This window comes from Paractinoplanes toevensis (assembly GCF_018332695.1).
GTDB lineage: Bacteria > Actinomycetota > Actinomycetes > Mycobacteriales > Micromonosporaceae > Actinoplanes > Actinoplanes toevensis.
On sequence record NZ_BOQN01000010.1, the window covers coordinates 153,346 to 174,332 of the forward strand.

The 20,987-nt window shown below is 69.3% G+C and carries 22 protein-coding genes; 9 read left to right on the forward strand and 13 right to left on the reverse strand.

Annotated elements, in window-relative coordinates; translation table 11 throughout:
• Position 1 precedes the first annotated feature (1 nt).
• From Ato02nite_RS04220 to Ato02nite_RS04240, 5 genes are read right to left on the reverse strand one after another with little or no spacing between them, the layout of a single operon-like run.
• A complete protein-coding gene (locus Ato02nite_RS04220; protein ID WP_213005011.1) occupies positions 2–961 on the reverse strand; it encodes a quinone oxidoreductase family protein in 960 nt (319 codons plus the stop codon).
• Positions 958–1,320 carry a hypothetical protein gene (locus Ato02nite_RS04225; RefSeq protein WP_213005012.1) on the reverse strand — a complete coding sequence of 121 codons (363 nt, stop codon included), beginning with the start codon at positions 1,318–1,320 and terminating at the stop codon, positions 958–960. The genes Ato02nite_RS04220 and Ato02nite_RS04225 overlap by 4 nt, the downstream gene beginning before the upstream one ends.
• Positions 1,317–2,180 (reverse strand): DODA-type extradiol aromatic ring-opening family dioxygenase, encoded by an 864-nt coding sequence (locus Ato02nite_RS04230; protein WP_213005013.1) that lies wholly within the window; start codon positions 2,178–2,180, stop codon positions 1,317–1,319. The genes Ato02nite_RS04225 and Ato02nite_RS04230 overlap by 4 nt, the downstream gene beginning before the upstream one ends.
• A 2-nt stretch (positions 2,181–2,182) precedes the next feature.
• On the reverse strand, positions 2,183–2,962 hold the full coding sequence (locus Ato02nite_RS04235) for a citryl-CoA lyase (protein WP_213005014.1): 780 nt from the start codon (positions 2,960–2,962) through the stop codon (positions 2,183–2,185).
• On the reverse strand, positions 2,947–4,074 hold the full coding sequence (locus Ato02nite_RS04240) for a CaiB/BaiF CoA transferase family protein (protein WP_213005015.1): 1,128 nt from the start codon (positions 4,072–4,074) through the stop codon (positions 2,947–2,949). The genes Ato02nite_RS04235 and Ato02nite_RS04240 overlap by 16 nt, the downstream gene beginning before the upstream one ends.
• A 208-nt stretch (positions 4,075–4,282) precedes the next feature.
• On the opposite strand from Ato02nite_RS04240, the gene Ato02nite_RS04245 reads away from it, so the two are divergent.
• Together Ato02nite_RS04245 and Ato02nite_RS04250 are read left to right on the forward strand one after the other, a co-directional pair.
• On the forward strand, positions 4,283–5,689 hold the full coding sequence (locus tag Ato02nite_RS04245; RefSeq protein WP_213005016.1) for an amidohydrolase family protein: 1,407 nt from the start codon (positions 4,283–4,285) through the stop codon (positions 5,687–5,689).
• A 21-nt stretch (positions 5,690–5,710) separates the two neighbouring features.
• A complete protein-coding gene (locus Ato02nite_RS04250) occupies positions 5,711–6,514 on the forward strand; it encodes an IclR family transcriptional regulator domain-containing protein (protein WP_213005017.1) in 804 nt (267 codons plus the stop codon).
• A 738-nt stretch (positions 6,515–7,252) separates the two neighbouring features.
• Here the strand turns inward: Ato02nite_RS04250 and Ato02nite_RS04255 are convergent.
• Positions 7,253–7,945, reverse strand: a complete 693-nt coding sequence (locus tag Ato02nite_RS04255; RefSeq protein ID WP_213005018.1) for a GH12 family glycosyl hydrolase domain-containing protein — start codon at positions 7,943–7,945, stop codon at positions 7,253–7,255.
• A 164-nt stretch (positions 7,946–8,109) separates the two neighbouring features.
• Here Ato02nite_RS04255 and Ato02nite_RS04260 point away from each other — a divergent pair, with 164 nt between their 5' ends.
• Together Ato02nite_RS04260 and Ato02nite_RS52940 are read left to right on the forward strand one after the other, a co-directional pair.
• On the forward strand, positions 8,110–8,421 hold the full coding sequence (locus Ato02nite_RS04260; RefSeq protein WP_213005019.1) for a hypothetical protein: 312 nt from the start codon (positions 8,110–8,112) through the stop codon (positions 8,419–8,421).
• Between the two features lie 323 nt (positions 8,422–8,744).
• A complete protein-coding gene (locus Ato02nite_RS52940; RefSeq protein ID WP_213005020.1) occupies positions 8,745–8,960 on the forward strand; it encodes an SEC-C metal-binding domain-containing protein in 216 nt (71 codons plus the stop codon).
• A gap of 103 nt (positions 8,961–9,063) precedes the next feature.
• Here the strand turns inward: Ato02nite_RS52940 and Ato02nite_RS04270 are convergent, their stop codons facing one another.
• The gene (locus Ato02nite_RS04270; protein WP_246606057.1) at positions 9,064–9,462 is read right to left on the reverse strand and encodes a nitroreductase family deazaflavin-dependent oxidoreductase; all 399 of its coding nucleotides are present in this window, start codon (positions 9,460–9,462) and stop codon (positions 9,064–9,066) included.
• The gene (locus tag Ato02nite_RS04275) at positions 9,459–9,986 is read right to left on the reverse strand and encodes a MarR family winged helix-turn-helix transcriptional regulator (protein WP_246606058.1); all 528 of its coding nucleotides are present in this window, start codon (positions 9,984–9,986) and stop codon (positions 9,459–9,461) included. Before Ato02nite_RS04275 ends, Ato02nite_RS04270 begins: the two co-directional genes overlap by 4 nt.
• Before the next feature lie 95 nt (positions 9,987–10,081).
• Here Ato02nite_RS04275 and Ato02nite_RS04280 point away from each other — a divergent pair, with 95 nt between their 5' ends.
• A complete protein-coding gene (locus tag Ato02nite_RS04280) occupies positions 10,082–10,714 on the forward strand; it encodes an FMN-dependent NADH-azoreductase (protein ID WP_213005021.1) in 633 nt (210 codons plus the stop codon).
• Between the two features lie 206 nt (positions 10,715–10,920).
• Here Ato02nite_RS04280 and dnaJ read toward each other — a convergent pair whose 3' ends face one another.
• Positions 10,921–12,066: a molecular chaperone DnaJ gene (gene dnaJ / locus Ato02nite_RS04285; RefSeq protein WP_213005022.1), complete on the reverse strand. Its 1,146-nt coding sequence runs from the start codon at positions 12,064–12,066 to the stop codon at positions 10,921–10,923.
• Positions 12,067–12,103: 37 nt separating this feature from the next.
• Positions 12,104–13,126, reverse strand: coding sequence for a heat-inducible transcriptional repressor HrcA (gene hrcA / locus Ato02nite_RS04290; protein ID WP_213005023.1), 1,023 nt, complete (start codon positions 13,124–13,126; stop codon positions 12,104–12,106).
• Between the two features lie 185 nt (positions 13,127–13,311).
• Between hrcA and Ato02nite_RS04295 the strand changes: the two genes are divergently transcribed.
• On the forward strand, positions 13,312–13,899 hold the full coding sequence (locus tag Ato02nite_RS04295; RefSeq protein ID WP_213005024.1) for a DUF4870 domain-containing protein: 588 nt from the start codon (positions 13,312–13,314) through the stop codon (positions 13,897–13,899).
• 39 nt (positions 13,900–13,938) lie between these two features.
• Here the strand turns inward: Ato02nite_RS04295 and hemW are convergent, their stop codons facing one another.
• Positions 13,939–15,141, reverse strand: coding sequence for a radical SAM family heme chaperone HemW (gene hemW / locus Ato02nite_RS04300; protein WP_213005025.1), 1,203 nt, complete (start codon positions 15,139–15,141; stop codon positions 13,939–13,941).
• Positions 15,142–15,172: 31 nt separating this feature from the next.
• On the opposite strand from hemW, the gene Ato02nite_RS04305 reads away from it, so the two are divergent.
• The 3 genes from Ato02nite_RS04305 (at position 15,173) to Ato02nite_RS04315 (ending at position 18,644) form a co-directional block, all read left to right on the forward strand.
• Positions 15,173–15,943, forward strand: a complete 771-nt coding sequence (locus Ato02nite_RS04305; protein ID WP_213005026.1) for an enoyl-CoA hydratase-related protein — start codon at positions 15,173–15,175, stop codon at positions 15,941–15,943.
• Between the two features lie 67 nt (positions 15,944–16,010).
• A complete protein-coding gene (locus Ato02nite_RS04310; RefSeq protein ID WP_213005027.1) occupies positions 16,011–16,874 on the forward strand; it encodes a hypothetical protein in 864 nt (287 codons plus the stop codon).
• A gap of 141 nt (positions 16,875–17,015) precedes the next feature.
• Positions 17,016–18,644, forward strand: a complete 1,629-nt coding sequence (locus tag Ato02nite_RS04315) for a PAS domain-containing protein (protein WP_213005028.1) — start codon at positions 17,016–17,018, stop codon at positions 18,642–18,644.
• Between the two features lie 103 nt (positions 18,645–18,747).
• Here the strand turns inward: Ato02nite_RS04315 and Ato02nite_RS04320 are convergent, their stop codons facing one another.
• Together Ato02nite_RS04320 and lepA are read right to left on the reverse strand one after the other, a co-directional pair.
• Positions 18,748–19,023, reverse strand: coding sequence for a GlsB/YeaQ/YmgE family stress response membrane protein (locus Ato02nite_RS04320; RefSeq protein ID WP_213005029.1), 276 nt, complete (start codon positions 19,021–19,023; stop codon positions 18,748–18,750).
• 80 nt (positions 19,024–19,103) lie between these two features.
• A complete protein-coding gene (lepA, locus tag Ato02nite_RS04325) occupies positions 19,104–20,984 on the reverse strand; it encodes a translation elongation factor 4 (protein WP_213005030.1) in 1,881 nt (626 codons plus the stop codon).
• Positions 20,985–20,987: the final 3 nt, after the last annotated feature.

The window sequence follows — 20,987 nt, forward strand, 5'->3', positions numbered from 1 at the left end:
GCTAAAGGATCAGGACGATCCGGCCCTCGGTGTCGCCGGCCACCTGGCGCGACCACGCCTCGGCGACGTCGGCGAACGGCACCACCTCGTGCGCCACGGTGAGCCGGCCGGCCGCCGCGTGCCCGGCCACCTCGATCAGCGACTCCGCCCGCTGCGCCGTGGACAGCGCGTTGTTGGTATAGCCGAGCACGTGCAGCGAGCCGCTGCGCAGGGTGGCCGAGTCGATCGGCGCGGTCGGCGACGCCGAGCTGCCCAGGTTGACCAGCCGGCCGCCGGGCCGCAGCACCCGCAGCGCGGCCGCGGCCGGCACCCCGAACACCGGGTCGAGCACCAGGTCGGCCGGGCCGGAGGCGTCGCGCAGCCGGTCGGCCAGCGTCATCGGCTCGTCGTCGGGCAGCAGCGGGACGGCCGCGTCGGCACCGAGCCGGACCGCGCGGTCGAGGGCGTCCGCCGCACGGCACACGGCGATCACCCGGCCCGCGCCGCAGAGCCGGGCCAGCTGGATCGCGGCCTGTCCGACCACCCCGCCGGCGCCGAGCACCACCACGGTCTCGCCGGGGGTGAGCCCGCCGGTCCGGGTCAGCGCCGAGTGCGCCGCCACGGCGGACAGGCCCAGCGCCGCGATCAACGGCAACGGCACGCCGCGCGGCAACGGCACCACGTCGACGTACGGCACCGAGACGGCGGCGGTCATGCTGCCGTCGCCCGGGCGCATGCCGGCCGAGGTGGCGAACCAGACCGGCGTGCCGTCGTCGCGGTAGCCCACGCCCTGCACACCCGGCACGTACGGCGTGGCCGGCGTACCGAAATAGCTGGTGCCGGAGGCACACAGCAGGTCCAGCGGGGTGATCGGCGCCGCCGCCACGGTGATCGGCACCTCGCCGGCGCCCGGCACAGGCGGCCGTCGCTTCTCCAGCGACGGTGGCCGGCCGCAGACGCGCAGCACGGCCGCGGGGATCATGTCGCGATGTCCGGGTACGGCATCGAGAAGTGCGCCATCCGCGCGCCGTACGCCTTCTGATATTCCAGTGGCTCGGTGTTGTCCCGTTCGAACATCGCGATGAACAGCGTCAGCGTGAGGAACGGGTGTGCGCCCAGCTCGAAGAGCTTGCAGTGATCGTGCCCGATCAGCGCTTCCCGCTCCTCGTCGGTGAACGCCAGCCAGGTGGACGCTTCCCCACCGTGGCAGTTGAGCACCGAGTTCGCCAGCGTGGACTCCCACCACGTGACCATCTCGCGGGGTTCCTCCCGATAGCGCTCCACCAGCGTAGGGTCGCGGTCCACCGTGTACAGGAACTTGTTCAGCAGGTACTTGCTCATGCCGGCGCTCCGTTCGGGTACCAGGTGAAGTACGCCTCCATGGTGTGGAACAGGTCGAGCGTGTCCACGTGGTCGGCCTTCGCCCCGGCCCCGGCCACGCCCATCATCAGCATGAAGTCCATGAAGCCGTGGGTAGCGTTGCCCGGTGAATGCAGGCTTTCCAGCGACACCTCGCGCAGGCAGCTGTCGAGGTCACCGCCGGCGATCCACTCGACGGCCCTGCGGTCGAACTCCGGGTCCGGCCCCTGCGGCCCGAACTGCCGCGGCCCGCCGAGTTCGAGCGAGAGGTGCCCGGTGCCGATGATCGCGACCCGCAGGTGCGACGGCCACTCCTCCACGATCTTGCGGATCGCCTCGCCCAGCTGCACGAACCGGGACGGCTGCGGCAGCGGCGGCGCGAAGATGTTCGTGTAGATCGGCACGATCGGCAGGTCGGCCTCGGGGCGCAGCGTGATGATCGGGCAGGTGACACTGTGGTCGATCCGCAGCTCGTTGCTGAACGCCAGGTCGAAGCCCGCGTCGAGGCCAGACCGCAGGATGTGCGCGGACAGGTCTTCCTGGCCCTTGAGCAGCATCTTCGGCAGGCCGAACTCGCGCTCCTCGTTGTACCAGTTGGCGTCGTAGAACGGCGCCTTGCCGACCAGGAACTGCGGCATGTTGTCCAGCCACAGCTGGTGGAAGTGGTCCGAGCCGACCATCACCAGAACGTCGGGATTGGCCCGGGTCAGGGTCTCCCGGAAGGCGGTGATCTTCCGGACCCACTCGTCGGCGAAGGGTGGACGGTCCTCGCCGGTGGATGTGCTGGCCCGGTAGTAGAAGGGATGGTGAGTCGAGGCGATGACCGCGACGATGCTGGCCATAGTCAGTCCTCCCGGGGTTCGTAGACGGCGTTGCGATCGACGGTGAGATAGATGTCGTTGGCGATCGGCCGGCGGCGTTCCTCGGCCAGCTGCCCGAGCAGGCCGGCGGCCCGCGCCAGCAGGGCGAACCCGCGCAGCAGGTCGGTCGGCAGGCCCAGGTCGGCCAGCGCCGCGCCGCAGACGCCGGCGCCGTTGAGCGGCAGCGTCTTGCCGAGCACCTGCGGGTGCACCCGGCCGATCGCCTCGAACAACCGCAGGTGCGGGCCGCGCAGGCCCTCCTCCTCGGCGATCGCGATCAGCACCGGGGTGCGCGGGTCCTGCTCCTTGTGCACCGGGTGGCCGAGGCCGGGGATGAACTTCTTCTGCTCCCGGGCCTTCTTGACCGCCGCCAGCGCGATCACGTCGTAGTCGCGCTCGGTGCCGGCCGCGACCAGCGTGTCGGCGAGAAAACGCCCGCAGTCCTCGGTGACGCCGAGGAAGCGGGAACCGCCACCGAGAAGACCGGCGGCCAGGGCTCCCTGCAACGAGTCGGGCGCCGACAGGTACGTCAGGCGGGCCGCGATCGCGGTGGGTGTGAAGCCGTGATCGGCCAGTGCGACCAGCACCGCCTCGAACAGCCGCACCTCCGAGGACGACGGCCGGCGCCCGGCAACGAGCCAGAACGCCAACTCACCGAAGCCGACCTTGCCCATCAGGTCGGCCGCGAGGTCCTTACCCAGCAGGGAGATCGTCTCCGGGGTGGAGGTGCCCAGGCCGGTGGGAAAACTCAACTCTTCAGCCACGCGCGGATCTCCTCGCCGTGCTCGTCCAGACCGGGCGGCGGCAACTCGTACGCCGGCGGGGTCTCGGAAAACGTGATCGGGTTACGGACCGCCGGCACCCCACCGGCGTCGATAACCGGTTCCAGGCCCAGCTCGTCGGCGAAGGCCACGCCGCCGTCGATCGTGTTGATCGGCGCGCAGGGCACCCCGGCCGCGAGCAGGTCACGGAACCACTCGTCCTTGGTCCGCTTGCTGAGCCGATCGACCAGGATCGGCCGCAATTCCTCACGATTCGCCGTACGGTCCTGGTTACGGCCGAAACGCGGATCGTCCGGCAGCTCCGGCAGATCGAGCACCTGGCACAGCTTGCGGAACTGCCCGTCGTTCCCGGCGATCACGATCAGCTCACCGTCGGCACACGGCAGCGGCTCGTACGGGAAGAGGCTGGGATGCGCGTTGCCCATCCGGAACGGGATCGTGCCGCCGGCGACATAGCCACTCGAGTGGTTTACCAGGCCGGACAGGGCCGAGCTGAGCAGGTTGACCTCGACGTGCTGACCGCGCCCGGTCTCGCTGCGGTGCCGCAGGGCGGCCAGGATGCCGATGGTCGCGTGCATGCCGGCCATCACGTCGAAGACCGAGATCCCGGCCCGGAACGGCGATCCGTCCGGGTCACCGGTGAGGCTCATGAGGCCCGAGATGGCCTGCACCATCAGGTCGTACCCCGGGAGGTTCGCCCCCGCGCCGGAGCCGAAGCCGCTGATGCTGGCGTAGATGATCTTCGGGTTTTCGGCGAGGACCGAGTCGAAGTCAAGACCGAACCGAGCCAAGCCGCCCGGCTTGAAGTTCTCGATCATGATGTCCGCCCGGCCGGCGAGCGCACGCGCCACCGCCTGGTCGTCCGGATCCTTCAGGTTCAGGGCGATGGACCGCTTGTTGCGGTTGATGCCCAGATAGTAGGTCGAGACACCGTCGCGGGTGGGCGGCATCCAGGTGCGGGTGTCGTCCCCACCCGGCCCTTCCACCTTGATCACCTGCGCGCCGAGGTCGGCGAGCAGCATCGTCGCATACGGCCCGGCCAGGATCCGGGAGAAATCCGCCACCAGCAGACCGTGCAGAGGGCCCTGCGTCATCATCACCGCCCGTTCTACGGACACCTGTCCGCTGAAACAGCTTCCGCCCCCACAGCGGGCCTGTCAATGGGCGGTTAATCCCGCCGAAACACACTATTGACCCTGCAGGTGACCGGGAGCACACTGACGCCAGTCGCCCTGCCCGCCCAGCGGACAGTGGTCCGAAAACAGAAGATCAGAAACCGCGGAAGCTCTGAAAGGATGGGCGATGAGCGACAGCGACCGGCCGGTGGTCCTCCGCAACGGCCTCGTTTTGACGATGGACGACTCGCGCACGGTGCTCTCGGGCACCGACGTGCTGGTCATCGGCGACCGGATCGCCGAGGTCGGGCACAATCTGGCCGCCCCCGACGGCGCCCTCGAGATCGACGCCACCGACGGCATCATCATGCCCGGCATGGTCGACACGCACCGGCATATGTGGCAGACCGCCATGCGCGGATACGGCGCCGACTGGACCCTCACGCAGTATTTCGTCTGGTATTACCTGGAGTCCGGCAAGCTGTTCCGCCCCGAGGACGTGCACGCCGGCAACCTGCTCGGCGCGATCGAGGCCATCGACTCCGGCGTCACCACCACCGTCGACTGGTCACACGGCCTGCAGACCACCGACCACGCCGACGCGGCGGTCGACGCGCTCGAGGCGGTGCCCGGCCGGTTCGTCCTGGCCTACGGCAACATCCAGCAGGGCCCGTGGCAGTGGTCGACCACGCCCGAGTTCCGCGACTTCTACCGCCGCCGCATCGACGGCGGCAAGCTGGCCGGTTTCCAGCTGGCCTTCGACATCCCCGGCGACCCGGCGTTCCAGGAGAAAGCCGCCTTCGAGGTGGCTCGCGACCTGGGCGTCAAGGTCACCACGCACGCCGGCGTCTGGGGCGCCACCAACGACGACGGCATCCGCCTGATGTATGAGAACGGGTTCATGACCCCCGGCACCGTCTACGTGCACGCGGCCACCTTGAGCAGCGATTCGTACCATCGGATCGCCGCCACCGGCGGCTCGGTCTCGGTCTCCACCGAGAGCGAGCAGAGCGCCGGCCAGGGCTACCCGCCCACCTGGATGCTGCGCAAGCACGACATCCCGGTGTCGCTGTCCATGGACACCAGCGTGTGGTGGAGCGGCGACCTGTTCTCGGCGATGCGCACCACGCTGTCGGCCGACCGTTCCCGCGAGCACCTCGAGGCACACGCCGCCAAGGAGACGATCACTCACCACCACCTGCGCGCCGAGCAGGTCGTCGACTGGGCCACCCGGGGCGGCGCCAAGGCCCTCGGGATGGACTCGGAGATCGGCGCGCTCACCCCCGGCCGCAAGGCCGACGTGGTGCTGATCAAGAACGACGCGTCCCCGGCCATGTTCCCGGTGCTGCACCCCTACGGCCACGTCGTCTACCAGGCGCAGCGCGGCGACGTGCACACCGTGCTGGTCGGCGGCAAGGTGGTCAAGCAGGACGGCAAGCTGGTCGGCGTCGATCTGGCCGCGGCCCGGGCCAAGGTCGGTGCCACGGTCGACCATCTGCGCGAGACCATGGGCGAAGACCTCTGGCAGCGGGGCATGAACCCGGAGATCCCCGAGGCGCGGATTCTCCACAACCCCTATCAGTACACGAAGTAAAAGCAATGAAAGCATGAGGTCATGACCGACACTGGGAGGGGCGCCGGGCCCGACTTCATCGAGGCCCTCGCGCGCGGCCTCGACGTCCTGCGCTCCTTCCGGCCGGGCACGCCGGCCATGACCCTCAGCGAGATCGCCGGCCGCACCGGCCTCGCCCGCCCCACGGTCCGCCGCATCCTGATCACGCTCGAGGCGCTGGGCTACGTCCGCCAGGCCGCGCGGGGTTACGCGTTGACCCCGCGCGTCCTGGAGCTGGGCATGGCATACGTCAACTCGCTGAGCATGTGGGAGGTGGCCCGCCCGCACATGGAGAAACTGGTCGCCCAGACCAACGAGTCCACGTCGATGGCCCAGCTCGACGGGGCCGACATCGTCTACGTGGCGCGGGTGGCCGTACCGAAGATCGTCACCCTGTCGGTCACCATCGGCACCCGCTTCCCGGCCCCCGCCACGAGCATGGGCAAGGTGCTGCTGGCGGCTCTCCCACCGACGACGCTGCTGAAGGTCGTGGAGGAGGCGTCCCGCTCCGGCATCACCCCGCGCTGGCAGCCGTCGGCCACCGAGCTGGAGGCGTCCCTGCGCGAGGTCCGCGCCAAGGGCTGGGCCCTGGCCGACCAAGACCTGGCGCCGGGGGTGCGTTCGATCGCCACCGGCGTGCGCGACGGCGACGGCAACGTGGTGGCCGCCATCAACGTCACCGTCCACGCCGCCGAGACGACGGTGGAGACCCTGCTGGAGGAGCACCTCCCGAAACTGCTCCGGGCCGCCGCCGACATCAGCCACGACTGGTCACTGACCGCCGCGGTCCCCGCCGTCACCGTCTAGAGATCTTCTCGAGCCGGGGTCCCGCCAATTCCAGAAAAGGACGGGACCCAGCCCAGGCGTCCTTGAAACGGAGGGCGGGACGCTTTCGAGCGGAAGATCTTTGGGTACGCGCCGGCTCAGTCCCGTGGCACGCGGTCCGGCAGGTGCAACTCACCCTCCGCGCGCCCGCTGCGGGCGGGCCCGGCCCAAGCTCGCCACCCCAACCGGCCCACCGAACAGTGCCATCGACCTCCCGCAGGGAGTCGCCAGCTCTCGGACACCGGATAGTTGTCCCCCATCCGCCTGATGAGCAGCGCTTCCACACCCTGGGCCACCCAGCGGTCAGAAGAACATGACATACCGCTTATGTCCGACGTCGGCACTCAACCGGACGCGACCTTGTGGACTTTTCGCGCGGACAGAGCGGCAACTCCACAAGATCTGCGATGCCGGGCGCCACGGCAGGGCATCGACCGCGTGACCGCGGGCCGGATACCCGCAGAACCCCTCCGGGCCGAGCGGCGGGTAGGGCCGGGCCGGGTAGGGCTGTGTGGTTGCGCGAGAGTCGCGGCACGTGCCGGTGTTGCAGACTGGTCGCGGGGTGGCGGCGGTCGGGGGTGGTTGCGGTTGTTAACGGTGTCCGCGCGCCGGCTGCGGGCGGGCCCGCACCCGATCTTGTGGACTCACCGTGAGGACAGGGCGTGGAGCAGACCTCATTCGGGCACGGGGTTCCCACGCCCCCGCGCCCGCCGGCAACCCTCAGCCGGTGACCGAGAACGAGTTCGTGACGAAGTCCTTGCCGCCCGAGGCCGACGTGATCTCGTATCCGAACTGGACGTTACCGATCGTGACATTGCCGAACCAGCCGGCCGACCGGATCCACTGCGCGATCTGCGCGACGTTCACCGTGCCGGAGCTGGTGTTACTGGTCCGGACGAACGAGTAGACGTTGTTCGACCCGTTCGAACCGCGGTAGATCCGCCAGGTGTGCCCACCCACGGTGGCCGTGGTCTGCAGTGTGCCCAGCGGCCCGACCGCGCCGTAGTAGTTCATCCACAGCATGATCTCGTGCGCGTTGTCCGACGACCAGATGTCGTAGGCCGTCGTGAACGCCACCCCGCTGGTCGGCACGGTCACGTTGAAACTGCTGGTCACGGTGCCCAGCGAGCTGACCGTCCGGCCGATGTAGCGGGTCGCGTTCGGATACGACTTGATTCCGCCGGTGTTCGGGTGGTTGGCCCAGACTCCCCAGTTGCTGGTGGAGTTGGCCCAGATCGTCTGCGGACCGTAACCGGACCCCCAGACGTTGTTGTACAGCGTGTAACCACCGCTGGACCAGGTACCCCAGCGGTCGGTCGAGGACCAGACGGCCGCGTTGGCGGCGCCGGCGGTGAACACCAGCGTCAGCGCGACGATGAACGCCCCGAGGGCGAGGCGGAGGGAACGGAGCACAGTGCCTCCTTGCGGTTGTTTCGGACGCGCCGGTTGTTTCGGACGCCGAGGACAAATCGACGCTAGGCCGCCCCACCGCAATCCCCGCAAGCGATGCAAATCTATTTAAGGTTTGCTTCATCCGCCGGCGTGCGGACCTCCGCGCGGGGAGTCAAACTGATCTCATGAAGACGGTGGCCGACCTCTTCGATCCCGAGCCCCAGGTGTGGGGCCTGCGCGGGGATCCCTGGGTGTGGCAGGCGATGCGCGATCACCTGGGTGACACCTACCTGCCGCCGACCCTGGGCGAGGTCGAGGCGATGCTCTACACCGCCTTCAACCGCATCGTCGGCGTCGACCTGTTCTCCGAGTTGGAGCCCTCGGTCTACCGCGCCGAGTTCGCCCACGGCGGCGCCTCCAGCGGCCACGTCCACCTGCTCACCTGGCGAATCGACCTGCTACCCCTCCTGGTCGAGCGCGCCCAATCCCTCCTATAAACAAAGATCCTTCAAGTACGAGGCGACCCCTCCCCCGCCAAACCGGCACACTTCCCGCCGCGCAACGCGACCCATTGCCACGCAAGGCCGCAGCGCGCCTTTCGCGCGAATCGCCGGCCGCGTCGAACGAGATCACCCTGCGGCCCGGCGGAAAACCCGTCGCGGCGGTCGAGAGCGGTTCGCTACGGTCTGCTCGCTCGTCACCGACCGAGGAGGCAGTCATGCGATTCGACCACGACGCCGCGGCGTCCTTTTGAGCCGACCAGCAAGCGCCGCCGGGGGTTCCCTCTAGCGAGACGCAGGTCAAACGCGGCGTCCGGAAGGTGCGCGGCGAGGAACTGGTAGAGAAACTCGGCGGCAACGACCCATGCCCCTGCGGTTCCGGGCGGCGATTTCCGCCGATGCTGCCGCCCCGGTGGCCACTTCGACGACACCAACGGCCACCACTACGTCCGCGACTGAACGACCGCGACACGCGAACTACGGCACCCGCGACCGAACAACCGCGAAACACCTCTACGGCGTGCGCGACTGAATGACCGCGATGTCCGCTGCAGCGCCCGCAACTGAGCGTGCGCGATGGGCGCTACGGCGTGCGCAATGCGCGCTACGGCGTGCGTAACTGAGCGTGCGCGATGCGCGTTACGGCATGCCCGACTGAGTCGTCGCGACGTGCAGCAGGCGGAAGTCGCGGCGCCGTAGCAGGCGCAGGACGACGGCCGCGGGGTTTCCGAACGCCCGCAGGCCGTCGTCAGCCGGCAGGATCTCGATGCGGTCGATCTCGTGCACGATGCCGCCCGTGATGACCTGGCAGTGACCTGCGGCGACGACGTTGCGGTACCAGTCGACGTCGGGGCCGTAGGTCAGCTCGGCCACGAAGTCGTCGCCGAGGCGGGCCAGCAGCAGCGGAGTCTCGTAGGGTCGGCCGGAGCGCCGGCCGACGTGCCGGACCAGGGCGAACGGGCCCCGGCCGGAGCGGGCCAGCGGGACCGTGACGCGGTTCAGCGAGTGTTTCAGCAGGCCGAGCCAGGCCGCTTTCACCCCTCGACCCGCCGGCTTATCTCGTCGATCGTCGCGGCCGAGGCCGGATCGGTGACGCCGACGATCTCGCGGCAGATCCGCTGCATCTGCTTGACCTGGGTTGCGGTCAGCGGATCGAAGACCAGGCGGCGGGCCTCGCGCACGTGACCGGGGGCCGCCGCGACCAGCGCGGCCAGGCCCTCCTCGGTCAGCTCGGCCGAGATGCAGCGCGGCTCGCCGTCGGAGGCCACGCGGCGCACCCAGCCCTGTTTCTCCAGGCGGCTCACCGCGTGCGACAGCCGGGACATCGAGCCGCCGGCCATCATCGCGAGCACGCTCATCCGCACCTTGTGATCTTCGGGACGCTCCAGCGAGACCAGGATCGAGTACTCGAAGAAGTTCAGACCGGAGTCGCGCTTGAGCTGCGCGTCGATGGCTCCGGGCAGCGTCATGAGCATGCCGGTCAGAGAAATCCAGGCGGCAAGCTCTTCGCTCGACAACCAGGGGACCTCGTCGGGGTCCGGTGGCGGGGTGGCGCTGTTCACAGACCGAACTGTAACCCACCCAAGCGACTTGAACATTCAACACGAACCGTGGCACTATCGAGTTGAACATTCAATAGCTCCACCTAGGGAGAACCGTGACCGTTCTGCGTATCGACGCCAGCATCCAGGGGCCCAACTCGGCCAGCTCCGAGCTTGCCGACGTGGCCGAGGCCGAGTGGCTCGCGGTCCGCCCGGGCACCGAGTTCGTCCGTCGCCACCTCGGCGCCGAGCCGCTGCCCGCGGACGCCTGGCAGAACGCCATCGGCGGCAGCTTCACGCCCGAGGATCAGCGCAACGAGCACCAGCAGGCCGCCGTGGCGCTGGCCCAGCAGCTCAACAACGAGGTCCGCAACGCCGAGGCCGTCATCCTGGCCCTGCCGCTCTACAACTGGGGCGTCTCCCAGCACGCCAAGATCTGGATCGACCTCGTCCTGGCCGGCGGCCCCAACGGCGAGCGGTTGCTCGACGGCAAGCCCGCCCTCGTGGTGACCACCCGAGGCGGCGGCTACAGCCCCGGCACCCCGCGCGAGGGCTGGGACCACAACACCTCGTACATCCGGCGGATCGTCGAGGACGTGTGGGGCGCCGACCTCACCCTCGTCGAGCGGGAACTGACCCTGGCCCACGTCAGCCCAGCGATGGAGTCGCTCCGGGACGCCGCCGACCTGCTCAAGAAGGCCGCGCACGAAGCCGCCGCCCACGCCGGCCGCACCCTCGCCGACCGCTGACCAGAAAACAGAGCCGGGCCCGCTGACGGACGCCGCCGGTGAGCCGCACCAAGCAGTGCGGCTCACCGGCGGCGTTCGCGTTGCCGGGTTTTCCCACTCACGCAGAATGAAGGGCCAGGGCCGGCGAAGCTGGGCCCCGGCCCGGCCTCGGCGGGAGCAGGTCCGTGCCACTCCGGGCCGTCACGTCCGACGAACTCGATCTGAATTTAATGGCCGTTGAAGGCGTCTCGCATGCGGCTGAAGAAGCCGCCCTGCTTGCTCAGCTCGGCCACGTCCTCGCCGCGGGTCTTCGCGAAATCGCGCAGCATGCGTTCCTGCTCCGCGGTCAGCTTGGTGGGCGTCTTCACGTCGAGGTGCACGAAGAGGTCGCCGCGGCCTTGGCCGCGCAGGTGCGGCACGCCCTTGCCGCGGATGCGCAGCGTGCTGGCGGGTTGCGTGCCGGCCTTGACCTCGATCGCTTCCTCGCTGTCCAGCGTCTTGATCGTCAGGCGGGTGCCGAGCGCGGCCGCGGTCATCGGCAGGGTGACCCGGCAGTGCAGGTCGTCGCCCTTGCGTGAGTAGACGTCGTGCGGCCGCTCGCTGATCTCCACGTAGAGGTCACCGGCGGTGCCGCCGCCCGGGCCGACCTCGCCCTGCTGGGCCAGGCGGATGCGCATGCCGTCCTCGACGCCCGCCGGGATCTTCACGGTGAGTGAGCGGCGGGTGCGCACCCGGCCGTCGCCGGCGCAGGTCGGGCAGGGGTGCGGGATCACGGTGCCGTGGCCCTGGCAGGTGGAGCAGGGGCGGGACGAGACGACCTGGCCGAGGAACGTGCGCTGCACGCTCTGCACCTCGCCCCGGCCGCCGCAGGTCTCGCAGGTGGCCAGGTGGGTGCCGGGCGCGGTGCCGGCGCCGGAACACTGGGTGCACAGGACCGCGGTATCGACGGTGATCGGTGCCTCGACCCCGAACGCGGTCTCCACCAGGTCGAGTTCGAGGCGCAGGATCGCGTCGGCGCCGGGGCGGGTGCGCGGTCGTGGACCTCGGTTGCCGCCGCCGGCCGCCGTGCCGAAGAACGCGTCCATGATGTCCTGGAAGCCCACGAACGGGCCGCCCGGACCGCCACCGGGACCGCCGGGACCGACCCCGCCGCCGGGCGCGAGCGGGTCACCCCCGAGGTCGACGATCTGCCGCTTCTGGTCGTCGGACAGAACCTCGTACGCCGCGTTGATGTCCTTGAACTTCTCGTGCGCTTCCGGGTCCGGATTGACGTCGGGGTGGTACTGACGAGCCAGCTTGCGGTAGGCGCGCTTGATCTCGTCGTCGGTCGCCTCCCGGCTCACGCCGAGAATGCCGTAGTAATCCTTGGCCACGGGGTTTGGAGTCCTCAATGTCAGCGCGGTTCCGTCGTCAATTCTGTGCCAGCAGATCGCCCACGTAGCGTGCCACCGCTCGCACCGTGGCAATGGTGCCGGGGTAGTCCATCCGGGTGGGGCCGAGCACGCCGAGCCCACCGACGATAGTCGCGCCCGGCCCGTAGCCGGTGCTGACCACCGAGGTCGAACGCAGGTTGTCGATCTCGTTCTCGTCGCCGATGCGCACCCGGGTCTTGCTCGGTTCCAGGTCGCCGATGAGCTTGAGCAGGATGACCTCCTCCTCGAGGGCCTCGAGCACGGGACGAAGTGTGCCCTGGAAGTCCAGCACACCTCCCCGAGTCAAGTTCGCCGTTCCGGCGAGCATGAGGCGTTCCTCGCTGCGCTCGACGAGGGTTTCCAGCAGCACGCTGGCCAGGCAGGCCATCGTGCCGCGGCGGTCCGGCGCGCACTCGTCGACCAGGGCCGCCACCAGCGGCGGGGTGTCGGAGAGCCGCTGACCGGCGAGTTTCTCGTTGGCCTTGCGGCGCAGCTCCATCACGTCGTCGGCGGTGGCCGGGCCCGGGAGCTCGACCAGGCGCTGCTCGACCCGGCCGGTGTCGGCGATCATCACCAGCATGATGCGGGTGGTGGAGATAGGGACAAGTTCCAGATGGCGCACCGAGGAGCGGGCCAGCGACGGATATTGCACCACCGCGACCTGGCGGGTCAGCTGGGCGAGCAGCCGGACCGTGCGGTGCACCACGTCGTCGAGGTCGACGGCGCCGATCAGGAACCGCTCGATCGCCCGGCGCTCGGCCGGACTGAGCGGCTTGACCCGGGAGAGGCGGTCGACGAACAACCGGTAGCCGGCGTCGGTGGGCACCCGGCCGGCACTGGTGTGCGGCTGCCGGATGTAACCCTCCTCCTCCAGCACGGCCATGTCGTTACGCACCGTGGCCGGGGAGACGCCGAGCTGGTGGCGCTCGACCAGTGATTTGCTGCCGACCGGCTCCTGCGTCTCGACATAGTCCTCGACGATTGCCCGCAGCACTTCGAGCTTGCGGTCATCCAGACTCACTGTGACCCCTCCCTCGTCTCGCGCCGACTCTCCCGGCAACTCTCGCGCTGGCACTCCTGGCGACAGAGTGCCAGTCTACGTCGCCGCAGGCGGCAGCGCGATGATCGAGTGGTCCTGTCTATTCATCGACATCTGAGTGCATGTCGCTCTGTACCCGGTTGAGCTGCGGTCCTACGGTGTCAGCCATGACAGAACCGCCTCGCCCGCCCGGTGAAGGTAATCAGAACGACCCCACCGCGCCATTCAACCCATATGCCGGTAACGACCCGACCTCCGGTTCGGTACCGCCTCCTTCGTCCGGCGGGCCCACTCCCCCGCCGCCCAACGGTGGATACGCTCCGCCGCCCAGCGGCGGTTACGGTCCGCCGCCCGGCGGATACAACCCGCCCCCGCAGCAGTACGGGTACGGCGCTCCGGCCGGCGGCAGCGTCGCCGGCGACGACCGCACCTGGATCCTGGTCGCGCACTTCGGGGGCGCGGCCGGCGCCTTCCTCGGTGGCGGTTGCGCGGGATGGATCGCACCCCTGGTCGCCCTGCTGGCTCGCGGCCCGCAGTCGCCCCAGGTGCGGGCCGAGGCCGTCAAGGCGCTGAACTTCCAGATCCTCTGGTCGATCATCGCGCTCGTCGGCTGGATCCTGTCCTGCATCGTCATCGGCATCTTCGTCGGTTTCGCCGCGATGATCATCGGGATCGTGTTCGGCGTCATCGCCGGCGTGAAGGCCAGCAACAACGAGCCGTACAACTACCCGATGACGGTTTCGATCATCAAGTAGCGGTTGTTCCTCAAGCGCCGGGTCGGGGGCCCGGCGCCCTCATACGACGTCGCGGATGACGGCGTCGGCCAGCAGGCGGCCCCGGAGGGTCAGCGCCAGTTGCCCCTCCGCGTACGCCCCCGGCTCCAGCAGGCCGTCGGCGAGGGCCTGTTTCGCGCCGGCCGCGTCCAGGCCGGCCAGCGGGATGCCCTCGCGCAGGCGCACCCGCAGCATGATGTCCTCGACCCGGCGGTCCTCGTCGGAGAGGATCTCCCGGGCGTGGCCCGGCGAATGACCGTCGGCCAGCCTTTTCGCGTACGCCGTCGGATGCTTGACGTTCCACCAGCGCACCCCGCCGACGTGGCTGTGCGCGCCCGGCCCGAGACCCCACCAGTCGGCGCCGGTCCAGTAGAGCAGGTTGTGCCGGCAGCGGGCGTCCGCTCCCTTGGCCCAGTTGGACACTTCGTACCACTCGAAACCGGCCTCGGTCAGGGCCGCCTCGGCGGCCAGGTACCGGTCGGCGGCGACGTCGTCGGAGGGGTACGGGATCTCGCCGCGGCGCATCCGGACGGCCATCCGGGTGCCGTCCTCGACGATCAGGGCGTACGCGCTGACGTGGTCGGCGCCCGCCTCGATCACGGTTCGCAGCGAGGCGGCGAAGTCGTCGGCCGTCTCGCCCGGAGTGCCGTAGATGAGGTCGAGGTTGACGTGCTCGAAGCCGGCCTCGCGGGCCTCCCGGGCGGCCTCGGGCGCGCGGCCGGCGGTGTGCTTGCGGTCCAGGATCCGCAGCACCGTGGGGCTGGCCGACTGCATGCCCAGGCTGATCCGGGTGAAACCGTGGTGGCGCAGCGCGCGCAGATACTCGGGGGTCACCGACTCCGGGTTGGCCTCGGTGGTGATCTCGGCGTCGCCGGCCAGCCCCCAGGTCTTGTCGATGCCTTCGAGGATCCGGCCGAGATCATCGGCGCCGAGCAGCGTAGGAGTGCCGCCACCGATGAACACCGTGTCCACTTTTTCGGGGTTTATGGTTTTCTGAGCAAGACTCAGCTCACGCAGTACCGTGTCGGCGTATTCGTCGCGACTGGCCCCTCCGCCCAGTTCGGCAGCGGTATAGGTGTTGAAGTCGCAATACCCACATCGACTCGCACAGAACGGAACGTGGACATAGACCGCGAAGCCGTTCCGACCGGCCGCCGCCGCGGCGGCGTGCGGGAGCGACCCGTCCAGCGGAACGGGATCACCATCGGGAAGTGCACCGGCCATCGGTCAAGTGTGCACCGATAGGGTTCCCGCCATGGATCTGGTCCGTTCCGCCACAGCCGCCGGGGTGACCACCTTGACCCTGGACAGCCCCGCCAACCGCAACGCCCTCTCCACGCCCCTGATGACGCAGCTGCTGGACGCCCTGTCCACCGCGCTGACCGACCCGTCGGTGCGCGTCGTGGTGCTCTCCCACACCGGCCCGGTCTTCTGTTCCGGCGCCGACCTCAAGGAGACCGCCGAGGCCCGCGGGGCCGGCCGGGTGCCTGCCGAGAAACTGGCCGACGTGCTGGCCGCGCTCTGGGAGTTCCCCAAGCCGGTGGTGGCCCGGGTGGGCGGGCCGGCCCGGGCCGGCGGTCTGGGCCTGATCGCGGCGGCCGACATCGCGGTCTGCGCCCGCGAGGCGACGTTCGCGTTCACCGAGGTGCGCCTGGGCGTGATCCCTGCGGTGATCAGCGCCACCGTCCTGCCCCGGCTGACCCCCCGGGCGGCCACCGAGCTCTATCTCACCGGCAACGTCTTCGACGGGGCGCGGGCGGCGGAGATCGGACTGGTCACGGCCGCTGTGCCGGCCGACGGCCTGGACGCCGCGATCGCCGGCTACTGCACCGCGCTGGTGCAGGGTGGGCCGCTCGCGCTGGCCGGAACCAAACAGCTGCTACGGCGTACGCCGGAAGCCTCCATCCGCGCCGAACTGGCCGGCCTGGCCGAGCGATCCGGGGGTTATTTCCGATCGGCCGAAGGCCGGGAGGGAGTTACTGCATTCCGGGAGAAACGCCCGGCGTCCTGGGTCCCGCAGCAGTGACGGCCGGCCGATGCGGTCGTTGACTACTCTTGTTGCCTGAGCCCCGGTCGCGGGGCGTGTCGAGGAGGTGTGGGTGCGCAGGACACCAGGTGTGGTGATCGTGCTGCTCGCACTGGTCGGCGCACTGGGCGTGGTGGCCGTGGTGCACAACCTGCCCAGCGACATCAAGCTGCCGAGCCTCGGGCCCGAGTGCACCGTGCGGGCCGACGGCGAGGTCACCCTCGACTCGGTGCAGATGGCCAACGCGGCGACCATCACCGCGGTCGGCATCCGGCGTGGCATGCCCGAGCGGGCCGTCGTGATCGCGCTGGCCACCGCGCTGCAGGAGTCCAAGCTGGAAAACCTCGACGACGGCGACCGCGACTCGGTCGGGCTGTTCCAGCAGCGCCCCAGCCAGGGCTGGGGCACGGTCGAGAAGATCAAGGACCCGAGGTACGCGGCGGACAAGTTCTACACGGCCCTCAAGAAGGTCAAGGGCTACCAGAAGATGCGGGTCACCGACGCGGCGCAGAAGGTGCAGCGCTCGGCCTACCCGAACGCGTACGAGAAATGGGCGGACGAGTCGGCGGTGCTCGCCCGCGCCCTGACCGGCCGGGCGACCGGCGCGGTGGCCTGCACGGTGTCCGGTTCGCCGGTGCTGCGCGGCGCCGCCGCCGCGGCCGCCCTGATGAAGGGCCTCAAGCTGGACTGGGGCAAGGGCCTGGCGAAAACCCCGGCGGCCACCCAGGCGGCCGGGCTCACGGTCGCCGTCTCCGATCCGAGTACGGGCTGGCGGTACGCACATTGGCTGGTGTCGCACGCCTCGGCCACCGGCCTCGAACGGGTACGTTTCGCCGATCTGGAGTGGCACGCGCCGGATGGCAAGTGGCAGAAGGTGACTGCGGACGGTGGCGTCGACGAGCGCCAGGTGATCGCTCAGGTGTTCAGCTGACGTCCGAGTTCGTTGCTCTGCGACATGAAAATTGTCGTCCCGGCCGGTGGCTCTGTGTGATGTTCGTCGATTCCACTGAGCGATCGCTCAGCGTATACAGACGCATGGACAGACAGCTACCGCCCTGGTACTAAGTAGGACGTGTCGAGGGCGATCGAATGGATTCTGCTGGGTGCCGCGAGCTGTCTGTCGATCATGGTCGGCGTCCGGTGGCACAAGCCCGCGCGCGTCGGCCCGTGGATTTTGCTCGCGGGGGCGATCGCCGGCCTGGCCATCGGCGACATTTTCTACGCGATCGACGCCGAGGGCACCGCCGAGGCCTTCTATCTTGCGATGTTCCTGCTGGTCGCGGCCGCGCTGGTGCAGTTCACCCGGGTCGGTTCGCTGCTGGGTGACCGGGCCCGGCTGATCGACCTGCTCGCCGCCTCCTGCACCACGCTGCTGGTCGTGTGGGTCTTCCTGATCGGCGACCAGGGAAACATCGGCAAGATCTCGGCCGCCGACGTGATCGGCGACCTGGTCCTGGTCGCGGTCGCCGTCCGGCTGGTCCTGGCGGCCGGCCGCAACGTGTCCGCGAGCCTGCTGCTGGCCGGCTCGGTCGGCATGCTGGCCAGCGACATCATCTACCCGCTCGCGGAGGGCCCGATCAGCGAGGCCGGCTACGTCGTCCTCTACCTGGCGTGGGGCCTGGCCGCGCTGCACCCGTCGATGAAGAGGCTTACCGAGCCGATGCCGCCGAGCCCGACCCAGTGGCGCGGCCACTGGGCGGTGCTGCTGTGTGCGTCGGTGGCGACCCCGCCGACCGTGCTGCTGATCGAGGCGCTGAACGGCGGAGTGCGCGACGGCGTGGTGATCGCGGTGGTCGGCGGCCTCACGCTGCTGCTCACCATCACCCGGCTGGCCGACTCGATCTCGCAGAACAGCCGGGCCGCGGCCCGTGAGCGAGCGCTGCGCATCGCCAGCGGCGCCCTGGTCGCCGCCGCCGACCAGCACGCGGTGGAGGAAGCCGTGCACGCCGCGGTCGGCCAGTTGCTACCCGCCACCTCGGTGCTCTTCGCCACCGACAACCACGAGCTCGTCGAGTCCGGCCTGTCCACCGAGCCGACCGGGGCCGGTCCGGGCCGGCGCAGCTGGCTGGTCAACGAGGACGGCGACGACGGCACCCTGATCTGCCCGCTGTGGCTGGAACCGATGGCCGTGGCTCGCCCGAGCGGCGGCGCCCTGATCGTGACCGCCCGCCGCGAGGTGCTGGCCGTGACCCACGACGCGCTGGAGGTGCTCGCCGGTCAGGCCGCCATGGCACTCGACCGGATCATGCTGGTCGAGGCGGTCGGCCGCCGCGACAGCGACCAGTACCTGCGCACTGTGATCAGCAACACCGCCGAACTCATGCTGGTGATCGACGAGGACCAGCGCATCCGGTACGCCAGCCCGGCCGTGCGCAAGCTGCTCGGCCAGGAGCTGTCGCCGCTGGCCACCCTCACCGACCTGGTGCACCCCGACGACCAGAGCCCGGTCCGCCGGGCGTTCCAGTCGAACGGGGACGGCAAGCTGTTCTGCGCGCTGCTCCGTTCCGACGAGACCCAGATCCTCGTCGAAGCCACCTATCGGGACCTGCGCGAGGACCGCCTGGTCCAGGGTTACGTGGTCACCATGCGCAACGTGACCGATGGGCGCGACCCGCAGGAGCAGCACCCGCACCGCGACCACGTCGATGAACTGCCGGCCTGGGTCAACCGTCGCAGTGCCCAGCACAAATTCCGCTACTAGATTTCTTCCCGCACATGGTGAAGCGCCGGACCTCTGCAGGTCCGGCGCTTCATTTCATCCCGCGGCGTCGCTGGGTGATACCGCGTCTGCGCTGGCGGAACGGTTATCGGGTGATGCGGCGACGGCTGCCGACGCCGGCGACCAGGGCGACACCGATGGCGGCCAGAACGATCTGGAAGAGCAGCTCGGTCCAGTCGAAGCCCTTGGTGTCGGCAACGCCGATCGCCCGGGCGATCACGGTGCCGAGCAGCGCGGCCACCACACCGATGACCAGGGTCAGCCAGATCGGGATGTTCTGCTTGCCGGGTACGACCAGGCGGCCCAGCGCGCCGATGATGAGGCCGACGATGAGGGCGGTGATGATGCCGGTGACAGTCATGGGGTTCCTCCAGGGGGATCAAGCTCTTGTTGCGTCCGTCGAGCCCCAGATTTCCCGGCCATCGGAGAAACCAAACCGACTTATTTCTTGTTTGCTCCCTTGGAGTCCCCGGAGTCGGATGTCGACAGGGCGGCGATGAAGGCTTCCTGCGGCACTTCCACGCGGCCGACCATCTTCATCCGCTTCTTGCCCTCCTTCTGCTTCTCGAGCAGTTTGCGCTTACGGGTGATGTCACCGCCGTAGCACTTGGCGAGGACGTCCTTGCGGATCGCGCGGATCGTCTCGCGAGCGATGATCCGGCTGCCGATGGCCGCCTGGATGGGCACCTCGAACTGCTGCCGCGGAATGAGTTTCTGCAGCTTGGAGGCGATGGTGACGCCGTAGTTGTAAGCCTTGTCCTTGTGCACGATCGCGCTGAACGCGTCGACCGGCTCACCGTGCAGCAGGATGTCCACCTTGACCAGTTCGGCGACCTGCTCGCCGGAGGGCTCGTAGTCGAGTGACGCGTACCCCTTGGTCTTGCTCTTCAGCTGGTCGAAGAAGTCGAAAATGATCTCGGCGAGCGGCAGCGTGTAGCGCAGTTCCACCCGTTCGGCGGACAGGTACTCCATGCCGAGCAGGGTGCCGCGCCGCGACTGGCACAGCTCCATGACCGCGCCCACGAACTCATTCGGCACCAGCACGGTCGCCCGCACCACAGGTTCGTGGATCTCCGCGATCTTGCCGTCCGGGAACTCGCTCGGGTTGGTGACGACCCGCTCCTCGGCGTCCTCGGTGTAGACCCGGTAGACCACGTTCGGCGCGGTGGAGATCAGGTCCAGGTTGAACTCGCGCTCCAGCCGCTCGCCGATGATCTCCAGGTGGAGCAGGCCGAGGTAGCCGACGCGGAACCCGAAACCGAGCGCCAGCGACGTCTCCGGCTCGTAGACCAGGGCGGCGTCGTTGAGCTTGAGCTTGTCGAGCGCGTCCCGCAGGGCCGGGTAGTCCGAGCCGTCGATCGGGTAGAGACCCGAGTAGACCATCGGCTTGGGTTCCTTGTAGCCGCCCAGCGGCTCGGTGGCGGACCGGACATTGCCGGTGACGGTGTCGCCGACCTTGGACTGGCGAACGTCCTTCACGCCGGTGATCAGGTAGCCCACCTCGCCGACGCCGAGTGCGCCCGCCTTCTCCATCTCGGGCGAGACGACACCGATCTCGAGCAACTCGTGCACCGCACCGGTGGACATCATCTTGATCCGGTCGCGGGCCTCGATCCGCCCGTCGATGACCCGGACGTAGGTGACCACGCCGCGATAGACGTCATACACCGAGTCGAAAATCATCGCGCGGGCCGGCGCCTGGGCGTCGCCGACCGGCGCCTTGAACTCCCGGACGATCTCGTCGAGCAGGTGCGCGACGCCGACGCCGGTCTTGCCGGACACCCGCAGCACCGACTCCGGCTCGACCCCGATCAGCTTCGCCAGTTCCTCGGCGTACTTCTCGGGCTGCGCGGCGGGCAGGTCGATCTTGTTGAGCACCGGGATGATGCGCAGGTCGTTCTCCATCGCCAGATAGAGGTTCGCCAGCGTCTGCGCCTCGATGCCCTGCGCCGCGTCGACCAGCAGCACGGCACCCTCGCAGGCGGCGAGGCTGCGCGAGACCTCATAGGTGAAGTCGACGTGCCCCGGGGTGTCGATCATGTTGAGGACCGCGGTGTCACCCTGCCGGTCCCCTTCACGCACCACCCACGGCATCCGAACGGCCTGCGACTTGATGGTGATGCCGCGTTCCCGCTCGATGTCCATGCGGTCGAGGTACTGAGCCCGCATCTGCCGCGGGTCGACCACCCCGGTGATCTGCAGCATCCGGTCGGCCAGCGTCGACTTGCCGTGGTCGATGTGGGCGATGATGCAGAAGTTGCGGATGCGACTCGGGTCGGTAGCCCCGATCACGTTCACAGCGGGATCGAGCGGTCCAGGCACGTT